A 22426-nucleotide genomic window follows, 5' to 3' on the forward strand; every position below is an offset into this window, starting at 1 on the left:
GGATCGGGTGGTGCGGGTGGATCAGTGGGGCCCGTCGGCGCCGGAGGCGCTCTCGGGCGTGCCGTCCTGCCGGTCCAGCGGCACGTGCGTGTTGCACACGTGCGCCCCGGAGGCCAGCGTGGACAGGCGGCGGATGTCGACCCCGAGCAGGGAGCCGATCATGCGGGTCTCGGCCTCGCAGAACTCGGGGTGCTGCTCGGCGATCTCCTGCAGGGGACAGTGCCCCTGGCACAGCTGCGCGGAGACCGTCCGGCGGCGGGCGGAGCCGACCCTCACCATGTTGGCGGTGGCGGCGTAGCCGTCCTCCGAGAGCAGCCGCACGAGGGCCTCCGTCCGGTCGGCGACGTCGTCGCCGGCGGCATCGACCACCGGCCGGTACCGGGTCTCGATGCGCTGCTGATGGCGCTCGACGAAGGCGCGCAGCGCCTCGTCGCCGCCGAGATCGCGCAGCGCCTGGAGGGCGTCGCCGGCCACGCCGAGGTAGTCGTTGCTCAGCCTCTCGTGGCCCTCCGGGGCCACGACGTAGCGGCGGGCGGGGCGACCGGCCCCGGCGCCCGGGCGGCGCACCATGGTGACCTCGATGAAGCGATCGCGCTCCAGGGCGTCCAGGTGCCGGCGCACGGCCGCCGGGGTCAGGCTCATCCGGGCCGCGACCTCGCTGGCCGAGACCGGGCCCTGCTCCAGGACGGTGGTCAGGATCCGCGAGCGAGTGGTGGTCTCGGGCGCGTCGTCGAGGCCGCGCGCGCCGCGTGCTTCCGTGTCGATCATGCCCATCCCGCCTCTCGTGATCTCGGGGTCCGGGAGCGGACGGTCGAGGACCGCTCCTGCAAATACACAACTCGAGTATGTCCAAATCCATTCCGCATGCCTAGGAAGGCGACCCTCAGTAGAGCTGCGGGCAGAAGCCCTGCCCCCGCCGCCGCGGCCGGGTCGGCGGCGGGAGGCGCCGCCGTGGTGAGGCGCATGGCCGACGACGGCCCCTCCGATCGGATCGGAGGGGCCGCGGGGCCGGGGGCGCCGGCCGGCGCAGGCGATGCCGCGGAGGGCTCAGACGGTGACGGGGCCGTCGCGCAGCTCGGACTCGGCGCGGACGGGGGTCTCGGAGGTCACGTGGAAGGCCTTCTCGACGGCCATGGCGACGACGGCGACGAAGATCGCCGAGCCGATCAGGTGCAGGGCGACCACCAGGATGGGCAGCCCGTTGAAGTACTGGTAGAAGCCGATCAGCGCCTGCAGGATCACGACCATGCCCACGAGCTGCAGGGACCGGCGCACCGCCATCGGCCAGCTGCGCCGCCCGAGGAGCAGACCCAGCAGGACCAGGGCCACCACGAGGTAGACCGGCACCGCATGCAGGCGGGTGATGGCCACCGCGTCGAACGTGTGGCGCACGACCTCCCCGGCGTCGCCGGCGTGGGGCCCCGTTCCGGTCACCAGGGTGCCGACGTAGACGATCAGTGCCGCCAGGACTCCGAGGGCGCCGGCGAGCAGGCGGATGCGCCCGCGCTGCTCCGGGGCCTGCCCGCGCAGCTCGGCGCGGGCCACGTGCTCCAGGCTCAGGCGGCGGGTCTTGTTCACGAGCATGGCGGCCAGGGCGATCATGACGCTGGAGATCACGAAGTGGATGCCCACGACCCAGGGGTTCAGGCCCGTGAGCACGGTGATCCCGCCCACGACGGCCTGCAGCGGGATGCCCAGCCCGAGCAGCAGCGTGAGCACGAAGAGCGACGTGTGGCGCCCGGCCATGCGCACGACCGCCAGGAAGGCCAGCACGGCCACGATCATCAGCACGCCGGTCAGGGTGCGGTTGCCGAACTCGATGATGCCGTGCAGGCCCATCTCCGGGGTCGAGGTCCAGGACTCCTCGGTGCACATGGGCCACGTGGGGCAGCCCAGGCCGGATCCGGTGAGCCGGACGAGGCCGCCGGTGAGGATCAGGAGCATGTTGGCCACCAGCGAGGCCCAGGCGGTGAACCGCACCCAGCCGTCGACCTCGCCGCGCAGCACGAATCCGACGGGCTCGCGGCGAGCGGCCTCGACGGCCGCGGCCTCCTCCCGTCCGTCGCGGTGGTCCGAGGGTGCCGGCGCCGGTGCCGAGGGAGGGGTGCTCACGTGCTCACGTCCAGGGTCTGAAGGGGTCGATGCGCGGTCCGCCGCGCGTCCTGCCCGGACGACCCGCAGCGGGGCCGGTGCGGGCGCCGCGGGGACTGCCCCGGAAGGGCTGCCCGGGCGCGCAGCGGGGATGATCCCAGTCTAGTCCCGATCGGCGGGCCCTCCATCCGAGCGGCCGTCAGCTCCAGCGGAAGAAGCGCACGGCGGCCGGCCACCCGATCAGCCCCCAGCCCAGCAGGATCGCCAGGTGCAGCACCAGAGGGCACTGACCGGCGCCGAGCAGGATCAGCCGCAGCGACTCCCCCAGCGCGGCCGAGGGAAGCGCCGCGACCGCCCATCCCAGCACGCCGGGCAGGGCGCTCGACGGCGCGAGGGTGCCGCCCGCGGCCGCCAGCAGCACCCACAGCAGGTTCACGACGGCCAGCGTCGCCTCGGCGCGCAGGGTCCCGGCCACCAGCATGCCCAGGCCCGTGAACACCGCTGCGCCGAGGACGAGGACCGCCAGCGCGGCGGCGAGCCGCCCGGGCTCCGGCCGCCAGCCGAGCAGCAGGGCCACCGCCGAGATCAGGATCGTCTGGACGGCGAGGACCGCGAGGACGGCCGCGGACTTTCCCGCGATCAGCCCGAAGCGGCCCAGCGGGGTGGTCGACAGCTGGCGCAGCACGCCGTAGCGGCGGTCGAAGCCCGTCTGGATGCCCTGGCCGGAGAACGCGTTCGAGATCACGCACAGCGCCAGGACACCCGGCACCGCGAGATCGATCCGCTGCGCGCCGGCGGGCAGGAAGCCGTCGAGCAGGTCCGTCCAGGTCAGCGCGAACAGCGCCATGACCGGCAGGATGATCAGCAGCAGCAGCTGCTCGCCGTTGCGCAGCATGGCGCGCGTCTCGTAGCCGGCCTGGGCCGCGATCCGACGCGCCGCCGGGGCGGGCCGGGACATCCGCCGGGGGGCCTGCGGGCTCGGCTCGGGCCCGCCCTCCGATGCGGCCTCCCGCTCTGCGATCGCTGCTGGCTCCTTCATCGCATTCTCCTCCCCGACAGCTCCAGGAACACATCCTCCAGCGACCGCGGCTGGAGGCTCAGGGAGACGGGCAGCTCGCCGGAGGCCTCGAGCCAGGCCGCCGCCGCGGCGACGTCCTGCGGCCGGACCGCTCCGCTGATGACGACCCGATGCCGGTCGACGGCCACCCTCAGGCCGTCGCGGCCCAGCTCGGGCGGCCGCCGCTCCCAGCGGCGGCGCTGATGCTCGGTCAGCTCGATCCGCAGCGCCCCCGAGCGGCCGTCGCCCGCGATCAGCTCGGTCACGGAGCCGGCCGCGCGGACCGTGCCGCCGTCGACGATCACCACGTGATCCGCCAGCCGCTGGGCGTCGTCCAGCAGGTGCGTGGTGAGCACGACCGCGGTCCCGCTCGCGCGCTGCTCGTCGATCAGCTCGAAGACCGCCGCACGGGACTGCGGGTCCAGCCCGGCCGAGGGCTCGTCCAGGAACACGATCTCGGGTCTGCCGGCCAGCGCGGCGGCCAGGGCCACGCGCTGGCGCTGGCCGCCCGAGAGACGGCGCAGCGGCGTGCCGGCGAACGACCCGATGCCCAGGCGCTCCTGCAGCTCTTCGGCGGGGATGGGATCCTGGTACATCGCCGTGATGTGGCGCAGGTACTCCCCGGCCCGCGAGGCCTGCGGGAGGCCGCCGTCCTGGAGCATGACCCCCACCCGCGCGCGCAGCGACGGCGCCGCGCCCCACGGCTGCTCCCCGAGCAGCCGCACGGTGCCGGAGGTGGGGCGCTGCAGCCCCTGGGCGCACTCGAGCGTCGTGGTCTTGCCGGCGCCGTTGGGCCCGAGCAGCGCGGTGACCTCGCCGCGGCGAGCGGTCAGGCTGATCCCGTCGACGGCCCGCGCCCTGGGCGTCTCCGCCGGCATCTCGGCGGCCGCGCCGCGACGTCGGCGCCCGGAGCCGCGCCGGGCCGGGAAGGCCTTGACCAGGTCGCGGATCTCGAGGGCCTCGGCCCCCGCGGTCACTGGCCCATCTCCGCTCGCAGCTGCCGCACGGCGGCGCGGATGCGCTCGCGGCTGGGTGTGGCCACGGGGTGCAGGGGCCGGCGCGGCGGAGCGGTGTGCTGACCGCAGATGTCGTTGAGCGCGTAGATGGAGCTCAGCGGACGCTCCCAGCGCAGAACCTCGATCAGCGGCGAGAACGCCCGCCGCCAGCGCTCCACGAGCTCGATGTCGCCGGCGGCCGCGGCTGCCCGGAAGGCGACCCACTCCCGCGGCAGAGCGGCCGCGAAGCCGGTGTGCCAGGCGATCCCGGGATCCGCGGCGGCCAGGATGAGGGAGGTCCCCGCGATGCCGTAGCCCACGCCCGGCCCGGCCAGCTCGCGGAAGAGGTGCCGGCGGTTCTGCAGGGCGCGCTCGGAGTCGACCGTGTCCTTGAAGGCCACCACGTTGCCCAGGTCGCTCAGCTCGGCCGCCAGGTCGATCGGGTACACGAAGCCCGTGGTCGACGGATTGTTGTCCAGGCACAGCGGCAGCGCGACGGACGAGGCCACGGTCTCCACCTGATCCGCGATCTCCGGGGAGCGCAGGGCGACGTAGGACAGCGGATTGAGCACGAGTCCGTCGGCCCCGGCGTTCTCCGCATCCCACGCGAGCTCGAGCACGTCCTGGGTGGTCATGGCGGAGACCCCCGCTCCGACCGGGACCTGCGAGCCGGCCGCGGCCCGGACCGCCGTGCGCACGACGGTCCCGCGCTCCTCGGAGCTCAGGTAGGCGAAGGAGCCCGCGGTGCCGAGCACGCAGATCGCGTCCACGCCGGTCTCGGCCAGCGACTCGACCTGTCGGGCGAGCTCGGGCAGGTCGACGGCGCCCGAGGTGGTGAACGGCGTGACCGGATAGGCGATCAGCCCGGAGAAGTCCATCCTGAGCATGCTCACGCTCCTCGGCGGGACGACGGGTGGCAGGGGGGCGAGGCGCGGCGGCGCGGGGCTGCAGGGCCTCGAGTGAGGATCAGCGGGTCGGGGCGATCAGAGGATCGGGCCGCCCAGGAACGGGTCCACGGCCACGGCGACGAAGACCAGGCTCAGGTACGTGATGGACCCGTGGAAGACCTTCATGGCCTGGGTCGAGGTGGGCTCCGCGGCATTGGCCAGACCGAGCAGGCGGTGGCACTGCAGCAGGAACCAGGCCCCGGCGGCCAGCGTCACGACCGCGTAGACCCAGCCGGCGCCGCCCACCGGGACCAGCAGCAGCGAGCAGATGACGGTGGCCCAGGCGTAGAGCACGACCTGGCTGGCCACGCGGCCCTCGGGGGCGATCGCACCGAGCATGGGGATCCCGGCGCGGGCGTAGTCATCGGCGTACTTCATGGACAGCGGCCAGTAGTGCGGCGGCGTCCACAGGAAGATCACGGCGAACAGCACGAGCGCCGGCGCCTGGACCGTCCCGGTGACAGCGGCCCACGCGATCAGCACGGGCATGCAGCCGGCGACGCCGCCCCAGACGATGTTCTGGCTCGTGCGGCGCTTGAGGATGATCGAGTAGAAGACCGCGTAGAGGAAGATCGCGGCGGCCGTGAGCACGCCCGTCAGGACGTTGACGGCCAGCGCGAAGAGCAGGACGGAGACGACGGAGAGCACCCAGCCCAGGGCCAGCGCCTCCCAGTCGGCGACGACGCGCGTGACGAGCGGGCGCTTGGACGTCCGCTTCATCAGCCGGTCCGACTCGCGGTCGATGTACGAGTTGAAGGCCCCGGCGGCCCCGGCCGAGAGCGTGCCGCCGACGAGGGTCACCAGGATCAGCCAGATGCTCGGGAACCCGCTGCCGCCCTGATGGTGATGGGCGAAGATCATGGTGGGCACCGTGGCCACGAGCAGGAGCTCGACGATGCGCAGCTTCATCAGCTGCAGGTAGGCCTGCACCCGCCGGCCCGGACTCGTCCTGCGCGGCTCCCGGCCAGGGGTCGCCGCGGGCTGGGACCCGGTCGGTGCGGCATGCCTGGAGGCCTGCGCTGAACTCACGTGAACTGACTCCCTGGGGACGATGCTGGGGCGGTGCGGGGACGACGGCGGATGCGGATCGCGCGATGGGGCCGACCCGGGGCCCGGATGCGCTCGGCCCCGCCGGCTGCGCGGCGGCGCCGATGATCTGTCCCAGTCTAGACCTTCGCAGCGCGGACCGCTCCTGCGCCCCGCCGGGGGGGGGCGTGGGACGCGGCCGTACGCCCACAGGCAAACCGCAGAAACGGCCCCTTCCGATGCCCGGGGCGTGATCTACGCTGGACGCACAGCCCGGCATCGCCGCCGGTCGGCGGGCGATGCCTTGTACGCCAAGAAAGGACAGTGCTCCTGTGCCTCAGTCTGATCAGTCACTCACCTGGACCGATGTCGATCGCCGCGCCGTGGACACCGTCCGCGTGCTCGCCGCGGACGCCGTGGAGAAGGTGGGCTCGGGACATCCCGGCACGGCCATGAGCCTGGCCCCGGCCGCCTACCTCCTCTACCAGAAGGTGATGCGCCACGACCCCAGCGACGACCGCTGGACCGGCCGCGACCGGTTCGTCCTCTCCCCAGGGCACACCTCCCTGACGCTGTACATCCAGCTGTTCCTGGGCGGGTTCGGGCTCGAGATGGAGGACCTCGAATCGCTGCGCACGTGGGACTCCAAGACTCCCGGCCACCCCGAGTACCGCCACACCGCCGGCGTCGAGATCACCACCGGCCCGCTCGGGCAGGGCCTCTCCTCGGCCGTCGGGTTCGCCTACGCGCAGCGCTACACCCGCGGCCTGTTCGACCCCGAGTCGGCCCCGGGCGAGTCCGTGTTCGACCACCACGTGTACACGATCGTCTCCGACGGCGACCTCCAGGAGGGCGTCACCTCCGAGGCGTCGTCGCTGGCCGGGCACCAGGAGCTCGGCAACCTCATCGCGATCTACGACCAGAACCAGATCTCGATCGAGGACGACACCGACGTCGCCTTCACCGAGGACGTCGCCAAGCGCTACGAGGCCTACGGCTGGCACGTCCAGTCCGTCGACTGGACCGCGGGCGGGCCCAACGGCACCGAGTACGTCGAGGACGTCGACGCCCTCTTCGCCGCGATCAAGGCCGCCGAGGCCGAGACCGGGCGCCCGTCGCTGATCTGCCTCAAGACGATCATCGGCTACCCGGCCCCGAACAAGCAGAACACCGGCGGCATCCACGGCTCCAAGCTCGGGTCCGACGAGCTCGCCGCGACCAAGCGGATCCTCGGCTTCGACGCCGAGCAGAGCTTCGCGATCGATGACGAGGTCCTGGCGCACACCCGCGAGCTCGTGCAGCGCGGCAAGGCCGACCGCGAGCAGTGGGAGAAGTCCTTCGAGCAGTGGCGCTCGGCCCACCCCGAGCGCGCGGAGCTCTACGACCGCCTGCGCGAGGGCCGCCTGCCCGAGGGCTACGCGGACGCGTTCCCGCAGTTCCCTGCCGGGGAGACCATGGCCACCCGCAAGGCCTCCGGCAGCGTCATCAACGCGATCGCGGACACCTTCCCCGAGCTCTGGGGCGGCTCCGCCGACCTCGCGGGCTCGAACAACACCACGATCGAGTCGGCGAACTCGTTCAACCCGTCGAGCCGCACGACCAAGAAGTTCTCGGCCGACCCCTACGGCCGCGTCCTGCACTTCGGCATCCGCGAGCACGCCGCCGCCGCGATCGTCAACGGCATCACCATGTCGTCGCAGACCCGCGCGTTCTCCGGGACGTTCCTGATCTTCTCGGACTACCAGCGCCCGGCCGTGCGACTGGGCGCGCTCATGAAGGTCCCGTCGATCTACATCTGGACGCACGACTCGATCGGCCTGGGCGAGGACGGCCCCACGCACCAGCCCGTCGAGCAGCTCAGCACGCTGCGCGCGATCCCTGGCCTGAACGTCGTGCGCCCGGCGGACGCCAACGAGACCTCGATCGCGTGGCGGACGATCCTGGAGACCACGGAGAACCCCTCCGGCCTGGCGCTGACCCGGCAGAACGTCCCCACGTTCCGCCGCGAGGACCTCCACCCCGACGGCGAGGGCGAGGCCTTCGCCTCCGCCGAGGGCGTCGCCAAGGGCGGCTACGTCCTGGCCGATGCCCCCGAGGGCACGTCGCTCGACGTCGTGCTGATCGGCACCGGCTCCGAGGTGCAGCTGGCCGTCGAGGCCCGCGAGCAGCTCAAGGCGGAGGGCATCGGCGCGCGCGTCGTGTCCATGCCGTGCCGCGAGTGGTTCGACGCCCAGGACCAGGACTACCGCGATGCGGTCATCCCGCGGGACCTGGGCGCCCGCGTGACGGTCGAGGCGGGGATCGCCATGTCGTGGCGCGACCTCCTCGGCTCGACCGGTCGCGCCGTCTCCCTCGAGCACTTCGGCGCCTCCGCCGACTACGAGCGCCTCTACCGCGAGTTCGGCATCACCGCCGAGGCCGTCGTCCAGCAGGCCAAGGAGTCGATCTCCGCGGCCCGGTGAGGGCAGCGGCGGCCCGGCACCGCCCGCCGGCGCCGGGCCGCCACCTCCCCCAGACCATTCCCAGCCGCGCCTGTCCGCAGGCGCACCGACGATCCCTCGAACCCAGGAGCATCACATGACCGACACCACCGCCAAGCTCTCCCAGGCCGGAGTCTCCATCTGGCTCGACGACCTGTCCCGCGAGCGCCTGACCACGGGCAACCTGCAGGAGCTCATCGACACCAAGGACGTGGTCGGCGTCACGACGAACCCCACGATCTTCGCCAGCGCCCTGTCCAAGGGCGAGTCCTACGAGGAGCAGGTCCGTCAGCTCGCCGCCGACGGCGCCGACGTCGACGACGCCGTCTTCCGCATCACCACGGACGACGTCCGCGACGCCTGCGACGTCTTCGCCCCGATCGCCGAGGCGACCCAGGGCCGCGACGGCCGCGTGTCCATCGAGGTCGACCCCCGCATGGCGCATGACGCGGACGCGACCTCGGACATGGCCCAGCGCCTGTCGCAGACCATCGACCGCGACAACGTGCTGATCAAGATCCCGGCCACCGAGGCCGGGCTGCCGTCGATCACCGCCACCCTGGCCGAGGGCATCTCGGTCAACGTGACCCTGATCTTCTCGCTCGAGCGCTACCGCGCCGTGATCAACGCCTTCCAGACGGGCCTCGAGCAGGCTCTGGAGAACGGCAAGGACCTCTCCCGGATCCACTCGGTGGCCTCGTTCTTCGTCTCCCGCGTGGACTCGGAGATCGACAAGCGCCTGGACGCCGTCGGCACCGAGGAGGCCGCGGCGCTCAAGTCCAAGGCCGGCCTGGCCAACGCCCGCCTGGCCTACCAGGTCTACCAGGAGGCGTTCTCGACCGAGCGGTGGGCCCGCCTGGCCTCGGCCGGCGCCAACGCCCAGCGCCCTCTGTGGGCCTCGACCGGCACCAAGGACCCCTCCCTGCCGGACACCCTCTACGTGGACGGCCTGGTCGCCGCCGACGTCGTGAACACCATGCCGGAGAAGACCCTCGACGCCGTCGCCGACCACTCGGAGGTCTCCGGCGACACCATCACCGGCACGTACGACGAGTCCGATGCGCACCTGGACCGCCTCGCGGAGCTGGGCATCGACTACGACGACGTCGTGCGGCTGCTCGAGAAGGAGGGCGTCGAGAAGTTCGAGGCTTCCTGGGCAGAGCTGCTCGAGACGGTGCAGTCGGCCCTCGACGCCGCGCGCTGACCTGCTCGGCACTCGGGCCGCCGCCGCGACGGCAGGGCGCAGCCCTCGTCCTCGCCGCGGCCGGCCCCCGGCGAAGCGGCATCGTGCGCCGCGGCCGCGCGCCGCAGCGAGCGATGCCGCGGGCCCGGCAGCACAGACCCCGCACCACCGCCGAAGGACCGAAGCAATGGATCGCCGGGCGGGGCGGTCGTCCACGGCCGCATCCCGCCCCGCACTGCGAGAGGACATCATGAGCACTCTTTCCGTCACCGCCGCGGGGGCAGCCCGCGAAGCCATCGACCGGCACGTCCCCCAGCTCGCCGCGGACCGCTTCGCCTCGCGGCTGTTCGCCAAGGACCACACCCTGTGGGGCCCCGAGGCCGAGGAGGAGGCCGCCAAGCGCCTGGGCTGGGTCGACGCGCACGACGTCTCCCGCCCGCTCGTCCAGGAGATCCTCGACCTGCGCGACTCGTTCGCCGCGGAGGGCGTCGACCGCTTCGTGCTCGCCGGCATGGGCGGGTCGTCCCTGGCCCCCGAGGTGATCACGCGCACCGCCGGCGTCGAGCTGTTCGTGCTCGACTCGACCGATCCCGTGATGGTCCGGGCGGCGCTGTCCGATCGCATCGGCCGCACCGCCGCGATCATCTCCTCGAAGTCCGGCTCGACCGTCGAGACCGACTCCGCGCGCCGAGCCTTCGAGAAGGCCTTCACCGACGCGGGCATCGACCCCGCGCGCCGGCTGGTCGTGGTCACCGATCCCGGCTCCCCCTTTGACGGCGCCGCCCGCGAGGCCGGCTACCGGGCGGTCTTCAACGCCGATGCCACCGTGGGCGGGCGCTTCTCGGCGCTGACCGCCTTCGGCCTGGTTCCCTCGGGTCTGGCCGGAGCCGACATCGTCGGGCTCCTCGATGACGCCGAGACCGCCTCGGAGATGCTGCGCGAGGACGCCGACGACAACCTGGCGCTGCGCCTGGGCGCGGCCCTGGGCGGCACGACGCCGCTGCGGGACAAGATCGTGCTCCAGGACCGCGGCTCGGGCATCGTGGGCTTCGCCGACTGGGCCGAGCAGCTCATCGCCGAGTCCACGGGCAAGCTCGGCACCGGCCTGCTCCCGGTCGTCGTCGGGGACGACGCGCCCGAGCTGTCCGCTCCGGTGGCCTCCGACGTCCTGCCGGCCCTGCTGGTCTCGGCGGACGACGAGAGCCTGCTCAGCGGCGACGTCGACGCGGTGGCCGTGTCGGGCTCCCTCGGCGCCCAGATGCTGCTGTGGGAGACGGCGACCGCCGTGGCCGGCGCCCTGCTGCGGATCAACCCCTTCGACCAGCCCGACGTCGAGTCCGCGAAGGTCGCCACGCGCGCCGTCCTGGCGGAAAAGCCCGAGCCCGCCCCCGCGGATCTCGTGGACGGCTCCGTCGAGATCCGCGGCGACGCCGCGCTGCTGTCCGGCGCCCGGGACCTGCGCAGCGCCGTCGAGGCCCTGCTCAGGTCCCTCCCGGCCGACGGCTACCTCGCGATCCAGGCGTACTTCGATCGCCTGACCTGGACGGAGCTCGAGGACTCCCGGGCGCTGCTGGCCCGCATCACGCGCCGCCCGACGACCTTCGGCTGGGGGCCGCGCTTCCTGCACTCGACGGGCCAGTTCCACAAGGGCGGGACCTCCGTGGGCGCGTTCCTGCAGATCGCGGCCGCCTCCGACACGGATCTGGAGATCCCCGGCGGCGACTTCACCTTCGGCGAGCTGATCTCGGCCCAGGCCGACGGCGATGCCCAGGTCCTGCGCGAGCACGGCCGCCCCGTGCTGCAGCTGCGCCTGACCGATCGCGAGACCGGCGTCAGCCAGGTGCTCGACGTCCTGCACGCGATCCTCGGCCGCTGATCCGCACGGCGCGGAGCCGCCGGCCTCCGGGCTGCGACCCCGCGCCGTGCCGCGTCGGGCCCGCCCGGCGCCGCCAGGGGCCCGACCGCGTCGGGCCCCTGGTGCTTCCCGCCGCTCCGCCCCGCCTCCGACAGGAGTAGTCTCGGACCGGCCCGGGCGCCGCCGACATCCTCGGCGCCGCCCGCCCCGTCGCTTCCCAGCCCCGCTCTCCAGAGGAGCCCCGTGCCGAACTCCGCACCGCCCACGACCAACCCGCTGCGCGATCCGCGCGATCGGCGCCTCGCCCGCGTGGCGGCGCCGTCGGCCCTCGTCCTGTTCGGCGTGACCGGCGACCTCGCGCGCAAGAAGCTGCTGCCCGCCATGTACGACCTGGTGAACCGGGGCCTGCTGCCGCCCTCGTTCTCCCTGGTCGGCTTCGGCCGACGCGACTGGAGCCACGACGACTTCCGCGACTACGCGCGCCGGTCCGTCGAGGACAACGCCCGCACGGGGTTCCAGGAGACGGTGTGGCAGCAGTTCGCCGCGGGCCTGCGCTTCGTGCAGGGCGAGTTCGACGACTCCGAGGCCTACGACCGCCTGGCCGCCGTGCTGTCGGAGCTCGACGAGGACCGCGGCACGCGCGGCAATCACGCGTTCTACCTCTCGATCCCGCCCAAGGCCTTCGAGCTCGTGTGCCAGCAGCTGGCCGAGCACGGCCTCGCCGAGAACGAGGAGGCCGAGGGCTGGCGCCGCGTCGTGATCGAGAAGCCCTTCGGCCACGACCTCGAATCCGCCAAGGAGCTCAACTCGATCGTCGAGAGCGTCTTCTCCCACGACGCGATCTTCCGGATCGATCACTACCTCGGCAAGGAGACGGTCCAGAACATCCTGGCCATGCGCTTCGCCAACGCGATGTACGAGCCGCTGTGGAACGCCGATCACATCGATCACGTGCAGATCACCATGGCCGAGTCGATCGGCATCGGCACCCGCGCCGGCTACTACGACGGCGTGGGAGCGGCGCGCGACGTCATCCAGAACCATCTGCTGCAGCTGCTCGCGCTGACCGCCATGGAGGAGCCCGGCAGCTTCACCGCGCGCGCCCTGCGCTACGAGAAGGCCAAGGTGCTCTCGGCGGTCGTGCTCGGCGACGACCTCGGCGCGTCCTCGTCGATCGGCCAGTACGGGGCCGGTCTGCAGGGCGGCGAGCAGGTCAAGGGCTTCCTGGAGGAGCAGGACATCCCCGCCGACTCCCGCACGGAGACCTTCGCCGCCCTGCGCCTGGAGGTCGACAACCGGCGCTGGCAGGGCGTCCCCTTCTACCTGCGCGCGGGCAAGCGCCTGGGGCGGCGCGTCACCGAGATCGCCGTGATCTTCAAGCGCACCCCCAACCGCCTGTTCACCCCGCACGACACGGAGGAGTTCGGGCAGAACGCGGTGGTCATCCGGATCCAGCCCGATGAAGGCGTGACGATCCGCTTCGGCTCGAAGGTCCCGGGCACGCAGTCCGAGATCCGCGACGTCACGATGGACTTCGGCTACGGCCACGCCTTCACCGAGTCCTCCCCCGAGGCCTATGAGCGGCTGATCCTGGACGTGCTGCTCGGCGAGCCGCCGCTGTTCCCCGACCATCAGGAGGTCGAGCTCTCGTGGCGGATCCTGGACCCCTTCGAGCAGCACTGGGCCGAGCACGACATCCGCCCGGAGACCTACGCCCCCGGATCCTGGGGACCCGCATCCGCCGACCGGCTGATGCAGCGAGAAGGAAGGACCTGGAGGCGTCCGTGATCGTCACACTCGAGAACACCACCACCGCCGACATCGACAAGACGCTGCAGCGGCTGCGCGACGAGAGCGGCGTGGTCACCCTGGGCCGTGTCCTGACCCTCGTGATCGTGGCCGAGGCGGGTCACTCCGAGAAGGCCCTCGACGCCGCCGTCCAGGCCTCGCACGAGCATCCGTGCCGGATCATCATGCACGTGGCCCACTCGTCCCACGACTCGACCCGCCTGGACGCCCAGGTGCGCGCCGGCGGCGATGCGGGCGCCTCGGAGGTCGTCGTGCTGCACGGCTACGGCGAGCTCGCCGTCCCGTCGGAGGCCCTGGTCTCCGCCCTGCTGCTGCCCGATGCCCCGATCGTCGCCTGGTGGCCGCACCGCGTGCCGGCGAACCCGGCGGAGTCCTCGATCGGGCGGATCGCGCACCGTCGCATCACCGATTCGACGACCGCGGGCGACGTCGTGACCTGCCTGTCGGACCTCGCCGAGAACTACCGCCCCGGCGACACCGACATCTCCTGGACCCGGCTGACCATGTGGCGCGTCCAGCTCTCGGCCGCCTACGAGCAGGCCCCGGCCAGCCCCATGCGCGAGATCGTCATCACGGGCGCCGACGACTCGTCCCGCGTGCGGCTGCTCGGCGCCTGGCTGGGCTCCCGGCTCGAGTGCCCCGTGCGCCTCATCCACCCCGAGCGCTCGACGCACGGGCTGGACACGGTCCGCCTGGTCCGCGAGGGCGGCGAGATCGTCCTGGACCGACCCGGCGACACCCTGGCCACCCTGAGCCAGCCCGGCCAGCAGGACCAGAAGGTCGCCCTGCCCCACCGCTCGCTCAGCGCCTGCCTGGCCGAGGAGCTGCGGCGCCTGGACCCGGACGAGGTCTACGGCGACGTCCTGCGCTCGGTCGGGGCCTTCGAGCGCGATCAGGCGACGGCGCGCGCGGCGGCCGGCGAGCAGGACACGGACCCGGACGGAGCCGACCCGGCCCGCCCCGCAGACGACGAGGAGCAGGAGCAGGCATGACCGACGCACTCGAGATCTCGACCGCCCCGGACAAGGACTCCCTCGCGGAGCTCGTGACCCAGCGGGTGCTGCAGGTGCTGGTCGACGCGCAGGCCGAGCGGGGCCGCGCCTCGATCGCGCTGACTGGCGGCAGCATGGGCACGCGCACGATCGCGGCTCTGGCCGCGACGTCCCGGACCTCCGACCGCGGCCCGGACTGGTCCAGGGTGGACTTCTGGTGGTCGGACGAGCGCTTCCTCCCCCGCGGGGACTCCGAGCGCAACGTCCAGCAGGCCATGGACGCCCTGACCGAGTCCGCCCCGGAGTTCCAGGTGCCGCCGGAGAACGTCCACATCATCGGCAGCGCGGACGAGTTCGCCTCGCCCGAGGAGGCGGCGGCCGACTACCTCGACGAGCTGCGCGCGGCCGCGGCCGATCAGGGCACGCAGCAGCTGCCTCTCCTCGACGTCGCGCTGCTGGGCGTCGGCCCCGACGGGCATGTCGCGTCGATGTTCCCGGGCCGCGACGAGCTCGGCATCGAGGCGGCCACCGTCGTGGCCGTGCACGACTCCCCCAAGCCCCCGGCCCGGCGCGTGTCCATGGCGCTGCCGCTGATCCGCACGGCATCGCATGTGTGGTTCGTGGTGGCCGGGCAGGACAAGGCCGAGGCCGTGGGGCGCCTGCTCGACGGCGGCCCCGTCGATCGGACGCCGGCCTGCGGTGTGCGCGGCACCGCCTCGACGGCCCTGTTCGCGACCCCGGACGCCCTGGGCGACCGCGCCTGAGCCGCCGCCCAGGGCCGCCGCCCAGGGCCGCCCGAGCGCAGCAGAACGGCCCCGCCTCCCATGGGAGGCGGGGCCGTTCTGCAACCTGGGGACCGGCGCGGGTCACAGACCCGCGGGGGCGGCGCCTCCGGTCTCGACGAATCGCATGGTGATCCCGAACGCCGCGATGCACAGCGCCCACACCACGATCACCGTGGTGGTCAGGCGCACGAGGTTCTTCTGCGCGACGCCCGAGGTGTTCAGCGACTGGGTCATGCCGCCGCCGAACATGTCCGAGAGACCACCGCCCTTGCCCTTGTTGAGCAGGACCAGGATGATCGCCAGGACGCTGGTGAGCACGATGACCGCCAGCAGGATGTCTTGCAGGATCGCCATGGATCTCCCTCGAAGTCGCGTCTCGGGCAGCCGCGGATCAGTCGGTCGTCAGGTGCTGCTCGAACTTCGCAATGCTAGCAAACTCGTCCGCGTCGAGGCTGGCGCCGCCGACGAGGGCTCCGTCGACGTCCTTGCCGCCGAGGATCTCGGCGACGTTCTTGGCCTTGACCGACCCGCCGTAGAGGATGCGCGTCGAGGCGGCGGTCTGCTCGTCGTAGAGCTTCCCGATCTCCGCACGGATGGCGGCGGCCATCTCCTGGGCGTCCTCGGGCCCGGCGACCTTGCCGGTGCCGATGGCCCACACGGGCTCGTAGGCCACCACGAGCTCGGCGACCTTCTCCGCGGGCAGGCCCTGGATCGAGCCGCGCACCTGCTCGAGCGTGTGCTCGACGTGCCGGCCGGCCTCGCGGACGTCGAGGCCCTCGCCGACGCACAGGATCGGGACCAGGCCGTGGCGGTGCGCGGCCTCGATCTTGGCCAGGCACTGCTCGTCGGTCTCGCCGTGGACGGTGCGGCGCTCGGAGTGCCCGACGATCACGTAGGTGCAGTCCAGCTTGGCCAGCATCTCGCCCGAGATGTCGCCCGTGTAGGCCCCGGAGTCCTGATCCGAGAGGTCCTGGCCGCCGAAGCGCACCGGGAGGCCGTCGCCGGCCACGATGGTCTGCACCGAGCGGATGTCGGTGAAGGGAGGGAAGACGGCGACCTCGACGCGGTCGAAGTCGTGCTGGGCGTCCTGGAGGGTCCAGGTCAGCTTCTGCAGCAGCGCGACGCCCTGCTGGTGGTCGAGGTTCATCTTCCAGTTGCCCGCGATCAGCGGGGTGCGGTCGAAGGTGCCGTCGGTCTTGGCGGTCATGCGTGTCTCCTCGGGAGGTCGTGCGGGTCGGTCTGAGCGCCGCCGCCGGATGCCGCGGTGAGGCATCCTGCGGCGGCGGGGTGCGGCGGTCGGTCAGCCCATCACGGCTACGCCCGGCAGCTCCTTGCCCTCGATGAACTCGAGGGATGCGCCGCCGCCGGTCGAGATGTGGCCGAACTGGTCGTCGGCGAAGCCGAGCGTGCGCACGGCCGCGGCCGAGTCGCCGCCGCCGATCACGGACATGCCGGAGCCCTCGGCCAGCGCCTGGGCGATGGCGCGCGTGCCGCCCGCGAAGGCCTCCATCTCGAACACGCCCGCGGGGCCGTTCCAGAAGATGGTCCGGGCCGCGCGGATGGCCTCCGCGAAGGCCCGGGCGGAGTCCGGGCCGATGTCCAGGCCCATGCCGGAATCGCCGATGCTGCCGCCCTCGATGTCCTCGACGGGGCGGACCTCGTGCTCCGCGTCGGCCTTGAACTCGGCCGCGTACACGATGTCGGTCGGGAGCACGATCTCAGTGCCCTGGCCGGCCGCCCGGTCCAGGTAGCCCTTGACCGTGTCGATCTGGTCCTCCTCGACGAGCGACGAGCCGATCGAGTGCCCCTGGGCCTTCAGGAAGGTGAAGACCATGCCGCCGCCGATGAGCAGCTGATCGGCGCGGCCGATCAGGTTCTCGATCACGGCGAGCTTGTCCGAGACCTTCGACCCGCCCATGACGACCACGAAGGGGTGGTCCGGGTCCGAGACCACCTTGGTCAGGACGTCGACCTCGGTCTTCACCAGATCGCCCAGGTAGGGCGGCAGGATCTTCGCGATGTCGTAGACCGAGGCGTGCTTGCGGTGCACGGCGCCGAAGGCGTCGCCCACGAAGGCCCCGTCCTCCCCCGTCAGCGCGGCCAGCTCCTGCGCGAGCTCTCGGCGCTCGGACTCGTCCTTGGAGGTCTCGCGCGCATCGAAGCGCACGTTCTCCACGACCAGGACCTGGCCGTCGGTCAGCGCCTCCGCCTTGGACCGGGCGTCCTCGCCCACGACGTCCTCGGCGACCGCCACGTCGAGCTCGGAGAGCTCGGCCAGCTTCTTCGCGGCGGGGGCGATCGAGTACTGGGGGTCGACCTTCCCCTTCGGCCGGCCGAGGTGCGCGGTGACGATGACGCGGGCGCCCGCGTCGGAGAGCTTCTGGATCACGGGCAGCGAGGCGCGCACGCGGCCGTCGTCGGTCACCGTCGAGCCGTCGAGCGGCACGTTGAGATCGGAGCGGACCAGGATGCGGCGTCCGGAGACGCCCTCGGCGAGCAGATCGTCCAAGGACTTGGCCATGATGGTTTCCCTTCGTCGGGCGGGCGCCGCGCCGTCTCGCGCGGCGGTACTGCTGCGGGCGTCGGCTGCGTCCCTGCAGACGACGGCGCGCGGGGCGCCGCAGCACCATGCTGCGGGCCCCGCGCGCGGAGTGCCTCACGGCCCCGAGCCGGCCGGGGCCGTACGGGCGTTCGATCCCCTGCGGATCAGAACTTGGAGGCGACCAGGTTGGTCAGGGAGACGAGGCGGGAGGTGTAGCCCCACTCGTTGTCGTACCAGGCGATGACCTTGACCTGGTTGCCGATGACCTTGGTCAGCGGCGCGTCGAACACGGTCGAGACCGGGTAGCCCTCGATGTCCTTCGAGACGATCGGGTCCTCCGAGTACTCGATGATGCCCTTCATGGGGCCCTCGGCGGCCTTCTTCAGGGCGGCGTTCACCGACTCGACGGTGACGTCCTTCTCGACGTCGACGGTCAGGTCGACGATCGAGCCGGTCGGGGTGGGCACGCGCACGGCGAAGCCGTCCAGCTTGCCCTTCAGCTCCGGCAGCACCAGGCCGACAGCCGCGGCGGCGCCGGTCGTGGTGGGGACCATGTTCAGGGCGGCGGCGCGGGCGCGGCGCAGGTCCTTGTGCGGGGCGTCCTGGAGGCGCTGGTCGGCGGTGTAGGCGTGGATCGTGGTCATCAGACCGCGCTCGACGCCGAACTCGTCGTTGAGGACCTTGGCCAGGGGCGCCAGGCAGTTGGTCGTGCACGAGGCGCCGGAGACGATGTTCATGGTGGCGGGGTCGTACGAGTCCTCGTTCACGCCGAAGACGAAGGTGCCGTCGACGTCCTTGCCCGGTGCCGAGAGGATGACCTTCTTGGCGCCGGCATCGAGGTGCGCCTTGGCGGCCTCGCCCTTGGTGAACAGGCCGGTGGACTCGACGACGATGTCGACGCCGAGATCGCCCCACGGCAGAGCGGAGGGCTCGCGCTCGGAGAGCAGCGCGGTCTCGTTGCCGTCCACCACGAGCTTGTCGCCCTGCAGGGACACCTCGCCCGGGAAGCGGCCGTTGATGGAGTCGTACTTGAGGAGGTGGACGAGGGTCTCCGGAGCGGTGAGGTCGTTGACAGCCACGATCTGGATGTTCTCGCCCTGCTCGCGCACTGCGCGGAAGAAGCTGCGTCCGATGCGGCCGAAGCCGTTGATGCCAACCTTGATGGTCACTGCGATCGATCTCCTTGTCTACGGTGACGTCCTTCGACGAGTGCACGACCAGTCTGCCGCACGAGCCGGGGCATGACACCCCTCTGCGCGCTGCAGGCCGTTTGGGAATCCGAGGGATCGCACATGAACGCATCTCCCCCGGCCTCCGGGGCGCGGAATCCGCCGCGCACCGGCCCTTTCGGCTCCTCGTCACGGCCAGTCTAGTGTGCGGAGGGGGAGAATCCCAGTGCATGGCAGAAGAATCCCCACAGCCACGGCTCGGCGAGGAGCGCTAAACCCACATGAAACAACACTGGGGGTGGGACGCGGTCCGCAGCGGGTGTCAGACGGCGCCGGCCTCGCCGCGTCCCGCGGCCTCCGTGCCGGAGATGCCGAGCTCCTCCGCCCGGCGATCCGCCATGGCCAGCAGCCGGCGGATCCGGCCGGCGATCGCGTCCTTGGTCAGCACCGGGTCGGAGAGCCGGCCGAGCTCGTCGAGCGAGGCCTGCTTGTTGGCCAGGCGCAGCTCGCCGGCCACGCGCAGGTGCTCCGGGACGTCGTCGCCCAGGATCTCCAGGGCGCGCTCGACCCGCGCGCCGGCCGCGACAGCCGCTTGGGCAGAGCGGCGCAGGTTGGCGTCGTCGAAGTTCGCCAGGCGGTTGGCCGTGGCGCGCACCTCCTTGCGCATGCGCCGCTCCTCCCACGTCATGAGGCAGTCGTGCGCGCCCATGCGGGTCAGCAGCGCGGCGATCGCGTCCCCGTCGCGCACCACGACGCGGTCTCCGCCGCGCACCTCGCGGGCCTTGGCGATCACGTCGAGGCGGCGGGCCGCGCCCACGAGGGCCAGAGCGGCCTCCGGACCCGGGCAGGTGAACTCCATGGCGCCGGAGCGCCCGGGCTCGGTCAGGGAGCCGCGGGAGAGGAAGGCGCCGCGCAGCGCGGCCTCGGCATCGCCGACGGAGCCGTTGACCACGACCGGCGGCAGGCCGCGCACCGGGCGCCCGTGGGAGTCCAGCAGGCCCGTGCGCCGGGCCAGGGCCTCGCCGTCGCGAGCCACGCGCAGGACGTAGTTGCTGCCGCGGCGCAGCCCGCCGCCGCCCGAGACGATGCCGAGCTCGCAGGCGTGGCCGAACTCCTCCATCACGATGGCGCGCATGCGCCGGGCGACGATCGCGGTGTCCAGCTCGATCTCGACGACGATGCGCCCGGAGACGATGTGCAGCCCGCCGGAGAACCGCAGGACGGCGGAGAGCTCGGCACGGCGCTCCGAGGCCTTCGAGACCTCGGTGCGCGCGAGCTCGTCCTTGACCGATGCCGTGAGGGACATCAGATTCCTTTCGATGCCGGAGATCTGGGGGATGCGGGATCGTCGCCGACCCTCAGCCCGGGCAGGCGCGTCCGATGCACCGGGACACCTTAGCCGCACGTCCTCGACGTCGCCCATTCGCCGACGGGCGCCAGGCCCCCGGCGGCCGCGGTCGGCACGGCGCCGCGGGGCGGCTCAGCGCTCCATGACCTCCTGGTAGGCCGCCGCGAGCTTGAGCGGCGAGTGGATCGACAGCCCCTCCGCCCGGCGCAGGTCGGCGTAGTGGACGAAGGCGCCCATCGCCTGCGCCGCGCGCTCGAGGGCCGGGCGGTCCTCGACCGAGGACGGATCCGCGATCACGGCGTCGATGCCGATGTCGGGGGCGTAGCACCCCAGGACCTCGAGCTCCTGGGCGCTGGTCTTGCCCTGGGTCTCCGAATCCCGGGAGAGGTTCATGGTCACGACCTTCATGCCCTCCGTGCCGCGGATGGCCTGGCGCATCTCGGGCATGAGCAGATGCGGCAGCACGGAGGTGTGCCACGAGCCGGGTCCGAGGATCACGCAGTCGGCCGCTTCGATCGCCGTGAGCGCCTGCAGGCAGGGCTCGGCGTCGGAGGGCAGCAGCCGGACGTCGCGGACGTACGGCTCGCGCGCCAGGGCCACCTGTCCCGTGACGGTGCGCAGCCCGGTCTCGGCCTGGTCGTCCGGGACGTCGCCCTCGATCACGAGCGGCGTGAGGGACATCGGCAGGACGGTGCCCTCGGCCTCGAGCAGCGCGCCGGCCCAGCGCAGGCCGTCGACGGGGTCCTCGAGCAGCTCCCACAGCGTGACGATCAGGAGGTTGCCCAGCGCATGGCCGTCGAGGGCGCTCTCGTGCTGCGGCCCCGAGGCGAAGCGGTGCTGCATCACGTCGCGCCAGGTCATGCCCCAGTCGGAGTCGTCGCACAGCGCTGCCAGTGCCATGCGCAGATCGCCCGGCGGCAGGACGTCGAGCTCCTGGCGCAGCCTGCCCGAGGAGCCGCCGTCGTCGGCCACGGTCACCACCGCGGTGAGCTGCTTGGTGAGCAGGCGCAGGGCCGACAGGGAGGCGGACAGGCCGTGCCCGCCGCCGAGGGCGACGACGGACTTGCCGGTGCTGCGGCGCGGCGTGGGGCTCACGCCGCCCATCCGCGGGTGCGGGGGCAGCTGCCCGGCGGGTGCGGCGGACGGGATGCGGTTCTCGGTCATGGTGCGGTCCAGGGGTGTCGAGGCGGTCGGGGCGAGGGGGTCGGCGGCCTACTCCCGGCCGACGTCCCGATGCTCGACGTTGACCACGACCCGCGGCAGCTTGGACAGCCGGCGGGCGATCTCCTCCGTCATGGCCACCGATCGGTGCTTGCCGCCCGTGCAGCCGACCGCGATGGTCGCGTAGTGCTTGTTCTCGGTGCGGTAGCCCTCGAACACGGGCTCCAGCATGGAGGTGAACCGCTCCAGGAAGGTGCGGGCGCCCTCGCCCTGGAAGACGTAGTCCCGCACCTCCTTGTCCCGGCCGGTCCTGGGACGCAGCGCCGGGATCCAGTGCGGATTGGGGATGAAGCGGACATCCGCCACGTAGTTGGCATCGGGCGGCACGCCGTACTTGAAGCCGAAGCTCATGACCGTCAGGCGCAGGACCATGGGCCCGTTCGTCGAGAACAGGTCCGCGACGGCCTTCGACAGCCCGTGGACGTTGAACGACGAGGTGTCCAGCACGACGTCCGCACTCTCCCGCAGCGCGGCGAGCAGACGCCGCTCGGCGGCGATCCCGTCCATGATGCGCCCGCCGGCCTGCAGCGGGTGCGGCCGCCGCTGGTGCTCGTAGCGCGCGATCAGCACCTCGTCGGAGGCCTCGAGGAAGAGGATGGAGAACTCGACCCCGTTGGCCTCGAGCGCCGAGAGCGTGTCCTGCATGTCGTCGAACAGGGCCTTGCCGCGGACGTCGATGACGACCGCCAGCCGCGGGATCGCCTCCGGCGAGCGGGAGACGACGTCCGCCAGGGTCTGCAGCATCTGCGGCGGCAGATTGTCCACGACGTACCAGCCCTGGTCCTCCAGGGCGTTGGCCGCGGTCGAGCGGCCGGCGCCGGACAGACCGGTCACCACGAGCAGCTCCGCCGTGCGGGGACGGCCGGGGCGCTCGCGATCGGTGCCGGGCTCGATCGGGGGATTCTCGGTCATGTTCTGCCTCCTGG

Annotated in this window: 19 protein-coding genes; 6 read left to right on the forward strand and 13 right to left on the reverse strand. The window is 72.5% G+C overall.

From position 1 onward, the window contains the following. Positions 1–21 precede the first annotated feature (21 nt). The 6 genes from FSY66_RS06370 to FSY66_RS06395 all read right to left on the reverse strand — a co-directional run bounded on the left by FSY66_RS06370 (position 22) and on the right by FSY66_RS06395 (position 6119). Positions 22–768 (reverse strand): helix-turn-helix transcriptional regulator, encoded by a 747-nt coding sequence (locus tag FSY66_RS06370; protein ID WP_144792408.1) that lies wholly within the window; start codon positions 766–768, stop codon positions 22–24. A 279-nt stretch (positions 769–1047) separates the two neighbouring features. Further along, entirely contained in the window at positions 1048–2112 is a 1065-nt protein-coding gene (locus FSY66_RS06375; RefSeq protein WP_144792410.1) for a COX15/CtaA family protein, read from the reverse strand. 178 nt (positions 2113–2290) lie between these two features. Further along, positions 2291–3130, reverse strand: a complete 840-nt coding sequence (locus tag FSY66_RS06380) for an ABC transporter permease (protein ID WP_472650219.1) — start codon at positions 3128–3130, stop codon at positions 2291–2293. Beyond that, the gene (locus FSY66_RS06385; RefSeq protein WP_144792412.1) at positions 3127–4125 is read right to left on the reverse strand and encodes an ABC transporter ATP-binding protein; all 999 of its coding nucleotides are present in this window, start codon (positions 4123–4125) and stop codon (positions 3127–3129) included. Before FSY66_RS06385 ends, FSY66_RS06380 begins: the two co-directional genes overlap by 4 nt. Next, positions 4122–5030 carry a dihydrodipicolinate synthase family protein gene (locus FSY66_RS06390; RefSeq protein ID WP_260853539.1) on the reverse strand — a complete coding sequence of 303 codons (909 nt, stop codon included), beginning with the start codon at positions 5028–5030 and terminating at the stop codon, positions 4122–4124. Before FSY66_RS06390 ends, FSY66_RS06385 begins: the two co-directional genes overlap by 4 nt. A 96-nt stretch (positions 5031–5126) precedes the next feature. Continuing rightward, on the reverse strand, positions 5127–6119 hold the full coding sequence (locus FSY66_RS06395) for a heme o synthase (protein WP_144792414.1): 993 nt from the start codon (positions 6117–6119) through the stop codon (positions 5127–5129). A gap of 296 nt (positions 6120–6415) precedes the next feature. Here FSY66_RS06395 and tkt point away from each other — a divergent pair, with 296 nt between their 5' ends. The 6 genes from tkt (at position 6416) to pgl (ending at position 15199) form a co-directional block, all read left to right on the forward strand. Next, complete coding sequence (gene tkt / locus FSY66_RS06400; protein ID WP_186304467.1) at positions 6416–8578, forward strand: transketolase; 2163 nt, start codon at positions 6416–6418, stop codon at positions 8576–8578. Between the two features lie 115 nt (positions 8579–8693). After that, positions 8694–9800 carry a transaldolase gene (gene tal, locus FSY66_RS06405; protein ID WP_144792418.1) on the forward strand — a complete coding sequence of 369 codons (1107 nt, stop codon included), beginning with the start codon at positions 8694–8696 and terminating at the stop codon, positions 9798–9800. 229 nt (positions 9801–10029) lie between these two features. Next, complete coding sequence (locus tag FSY66_RS06410) at positions 10030–11655, forward strand: glucose-6-phosphate isomerase (protein WP_144792420.1); 1626 nt, start codon at positions 10030–10032, stop codon at positions 11653–11655. 222 nt (positions 11656–11877) lie between these two features. Then, the gene (zwf, locus tag FSY66_RS06415; RefSeq protein WP_144792422.1) at positions 11878–13422 is read left to right on the forward strand and encodes a glucose-6-phosphate dehydrogenase; all 1545 of its coding nucleotides are present in this window, start codon (positions 11878–11880) and stop codon (positions 13420–13422) included. Continuing rightward, positions 13419–14435, forward strand: a complete 1017-nt coding sequence (locus tag FSY66_RS06420) for a glucose-6-phosphate dehydrogenase assembly protein OpcA (RefSeq protein ID WP_144792425.1) — start codon at positions 13419–13421, stop codon at positions 14433–14435. Before zwf ends, FSY66_RS06420 begins: the two co-directional genes overlap by 4 nt. Continuing rightward, positions 14432–15199 carry a 6-phosphogluconolactonase gene (pgl, locus tag FSY66_RS06425; RefSeq protein WP_144792428.1) on the forward strand — a complete coding sequence of 256 codons (768 nt, stop codon included), beginning with the start codon at positions 14432–14434 and terminating at the stop codon, positions 15197–15199. Before FSY66_RS06420 ends, pgl begins: the two co-directional genes overlap by 4 nt. Positions 15200–15301: 102 nt before the next feature. Here the strand turns inward: pgl and secG are convergent, their stop codons facing one another. The 7 genes from secG to rapZ all read right to left on the reverse strand — a co-directional run bounded on the left by secG (position 15302) and on the right by rapZ (position 22412). Continuing rightward, positions 15302–15574, reverse strand: a complete 273-nt coding sequence (secG, locus tag FSY66_RS06430; RefSeq protein WP_144792432.1) for a preprotein translocase subunit SecG — start codon at positions 15572–15574, stop codon at positions 15302–15304. Positions 15575–15611: 37 nt separating this feature from the next. Next, positions 15612–16427, reverse strand: coding sequence for a triose-phosphate isomerase (gene tpiA / locus FSY66_RS06435; RefSeq protein WP_144792435.1), 816 nt, complete (start codon positions 16425–16427; stop codon positions 15612–15614). 93 nt (positions 16428–16520) lie between these two features. Continuing rightward, positions 16521–17741, reverse strand: a complete 1221-nt coding sequence (locus tag FSY66_RS06440; protein WP_144792438.1) for a phosphoglycerate kinase — start codon at positions 17739–17741, stop codon at positions 16521–16523. A gap of 185 nt (positions 17742–17926) precedes the next feature. Next, the gene (gene gap / locus FSY66_RS06445) at positions 17927–18931 is read right to left on the reverse strand and encodes a type I glyceraldehyde-3-phosphate dehydrogenase (RefSeq protein WP_144792441.1); all 1005 of its coding nucleotides are present in this window, start codon (positions 18929–18931) and stop codon (positions 17927–17929) included. Positions 18932–19253: 322 nt separating this feature from the next. After that, entirely contained in the window at positions 19254–20237 is a 984-nt protein-coding gene (whiA, locus tag FSY66_RS06450) for a DNA-binding protein WhiA (protein ID WP_144792444.1), read from the reverse strand. Between the two features lie 174 nt (positions 20238–20411). Further along, entirely contained in the window at positions 20412–21383 is a 972-nt protein-coding gene (locus tag FSY66_RS06455; RefSeq protein WP_144792571.1) for a gluconeogenesis factor YvcK family protein, read from the reverse strand. A 108-nt stretch (positions 21384–21491) separates the two neighbouring features. After that, positions 21492–22412: an RNase adapter RapZ gene (gene rapZ, locus FSY66_RS06460; RefSeq protein ID WP_144792447.1), complete on the reverse strand. Its 921-nt coding sequence runs from the start codon at positions 22410–22412 to the stop codon at positions 21492–21494. Positions 22413–22426: the final 14 nt, after the last annotated feature.

The organism is Kocuria palustris (assembly GCF_007666205.1).
Classification (GTDB): Bacteria; Actinomycetota; Actinomycetes; order Actinomycetales; family Micrococcaceae; genus Kocuria; species Kocuria palustris_A.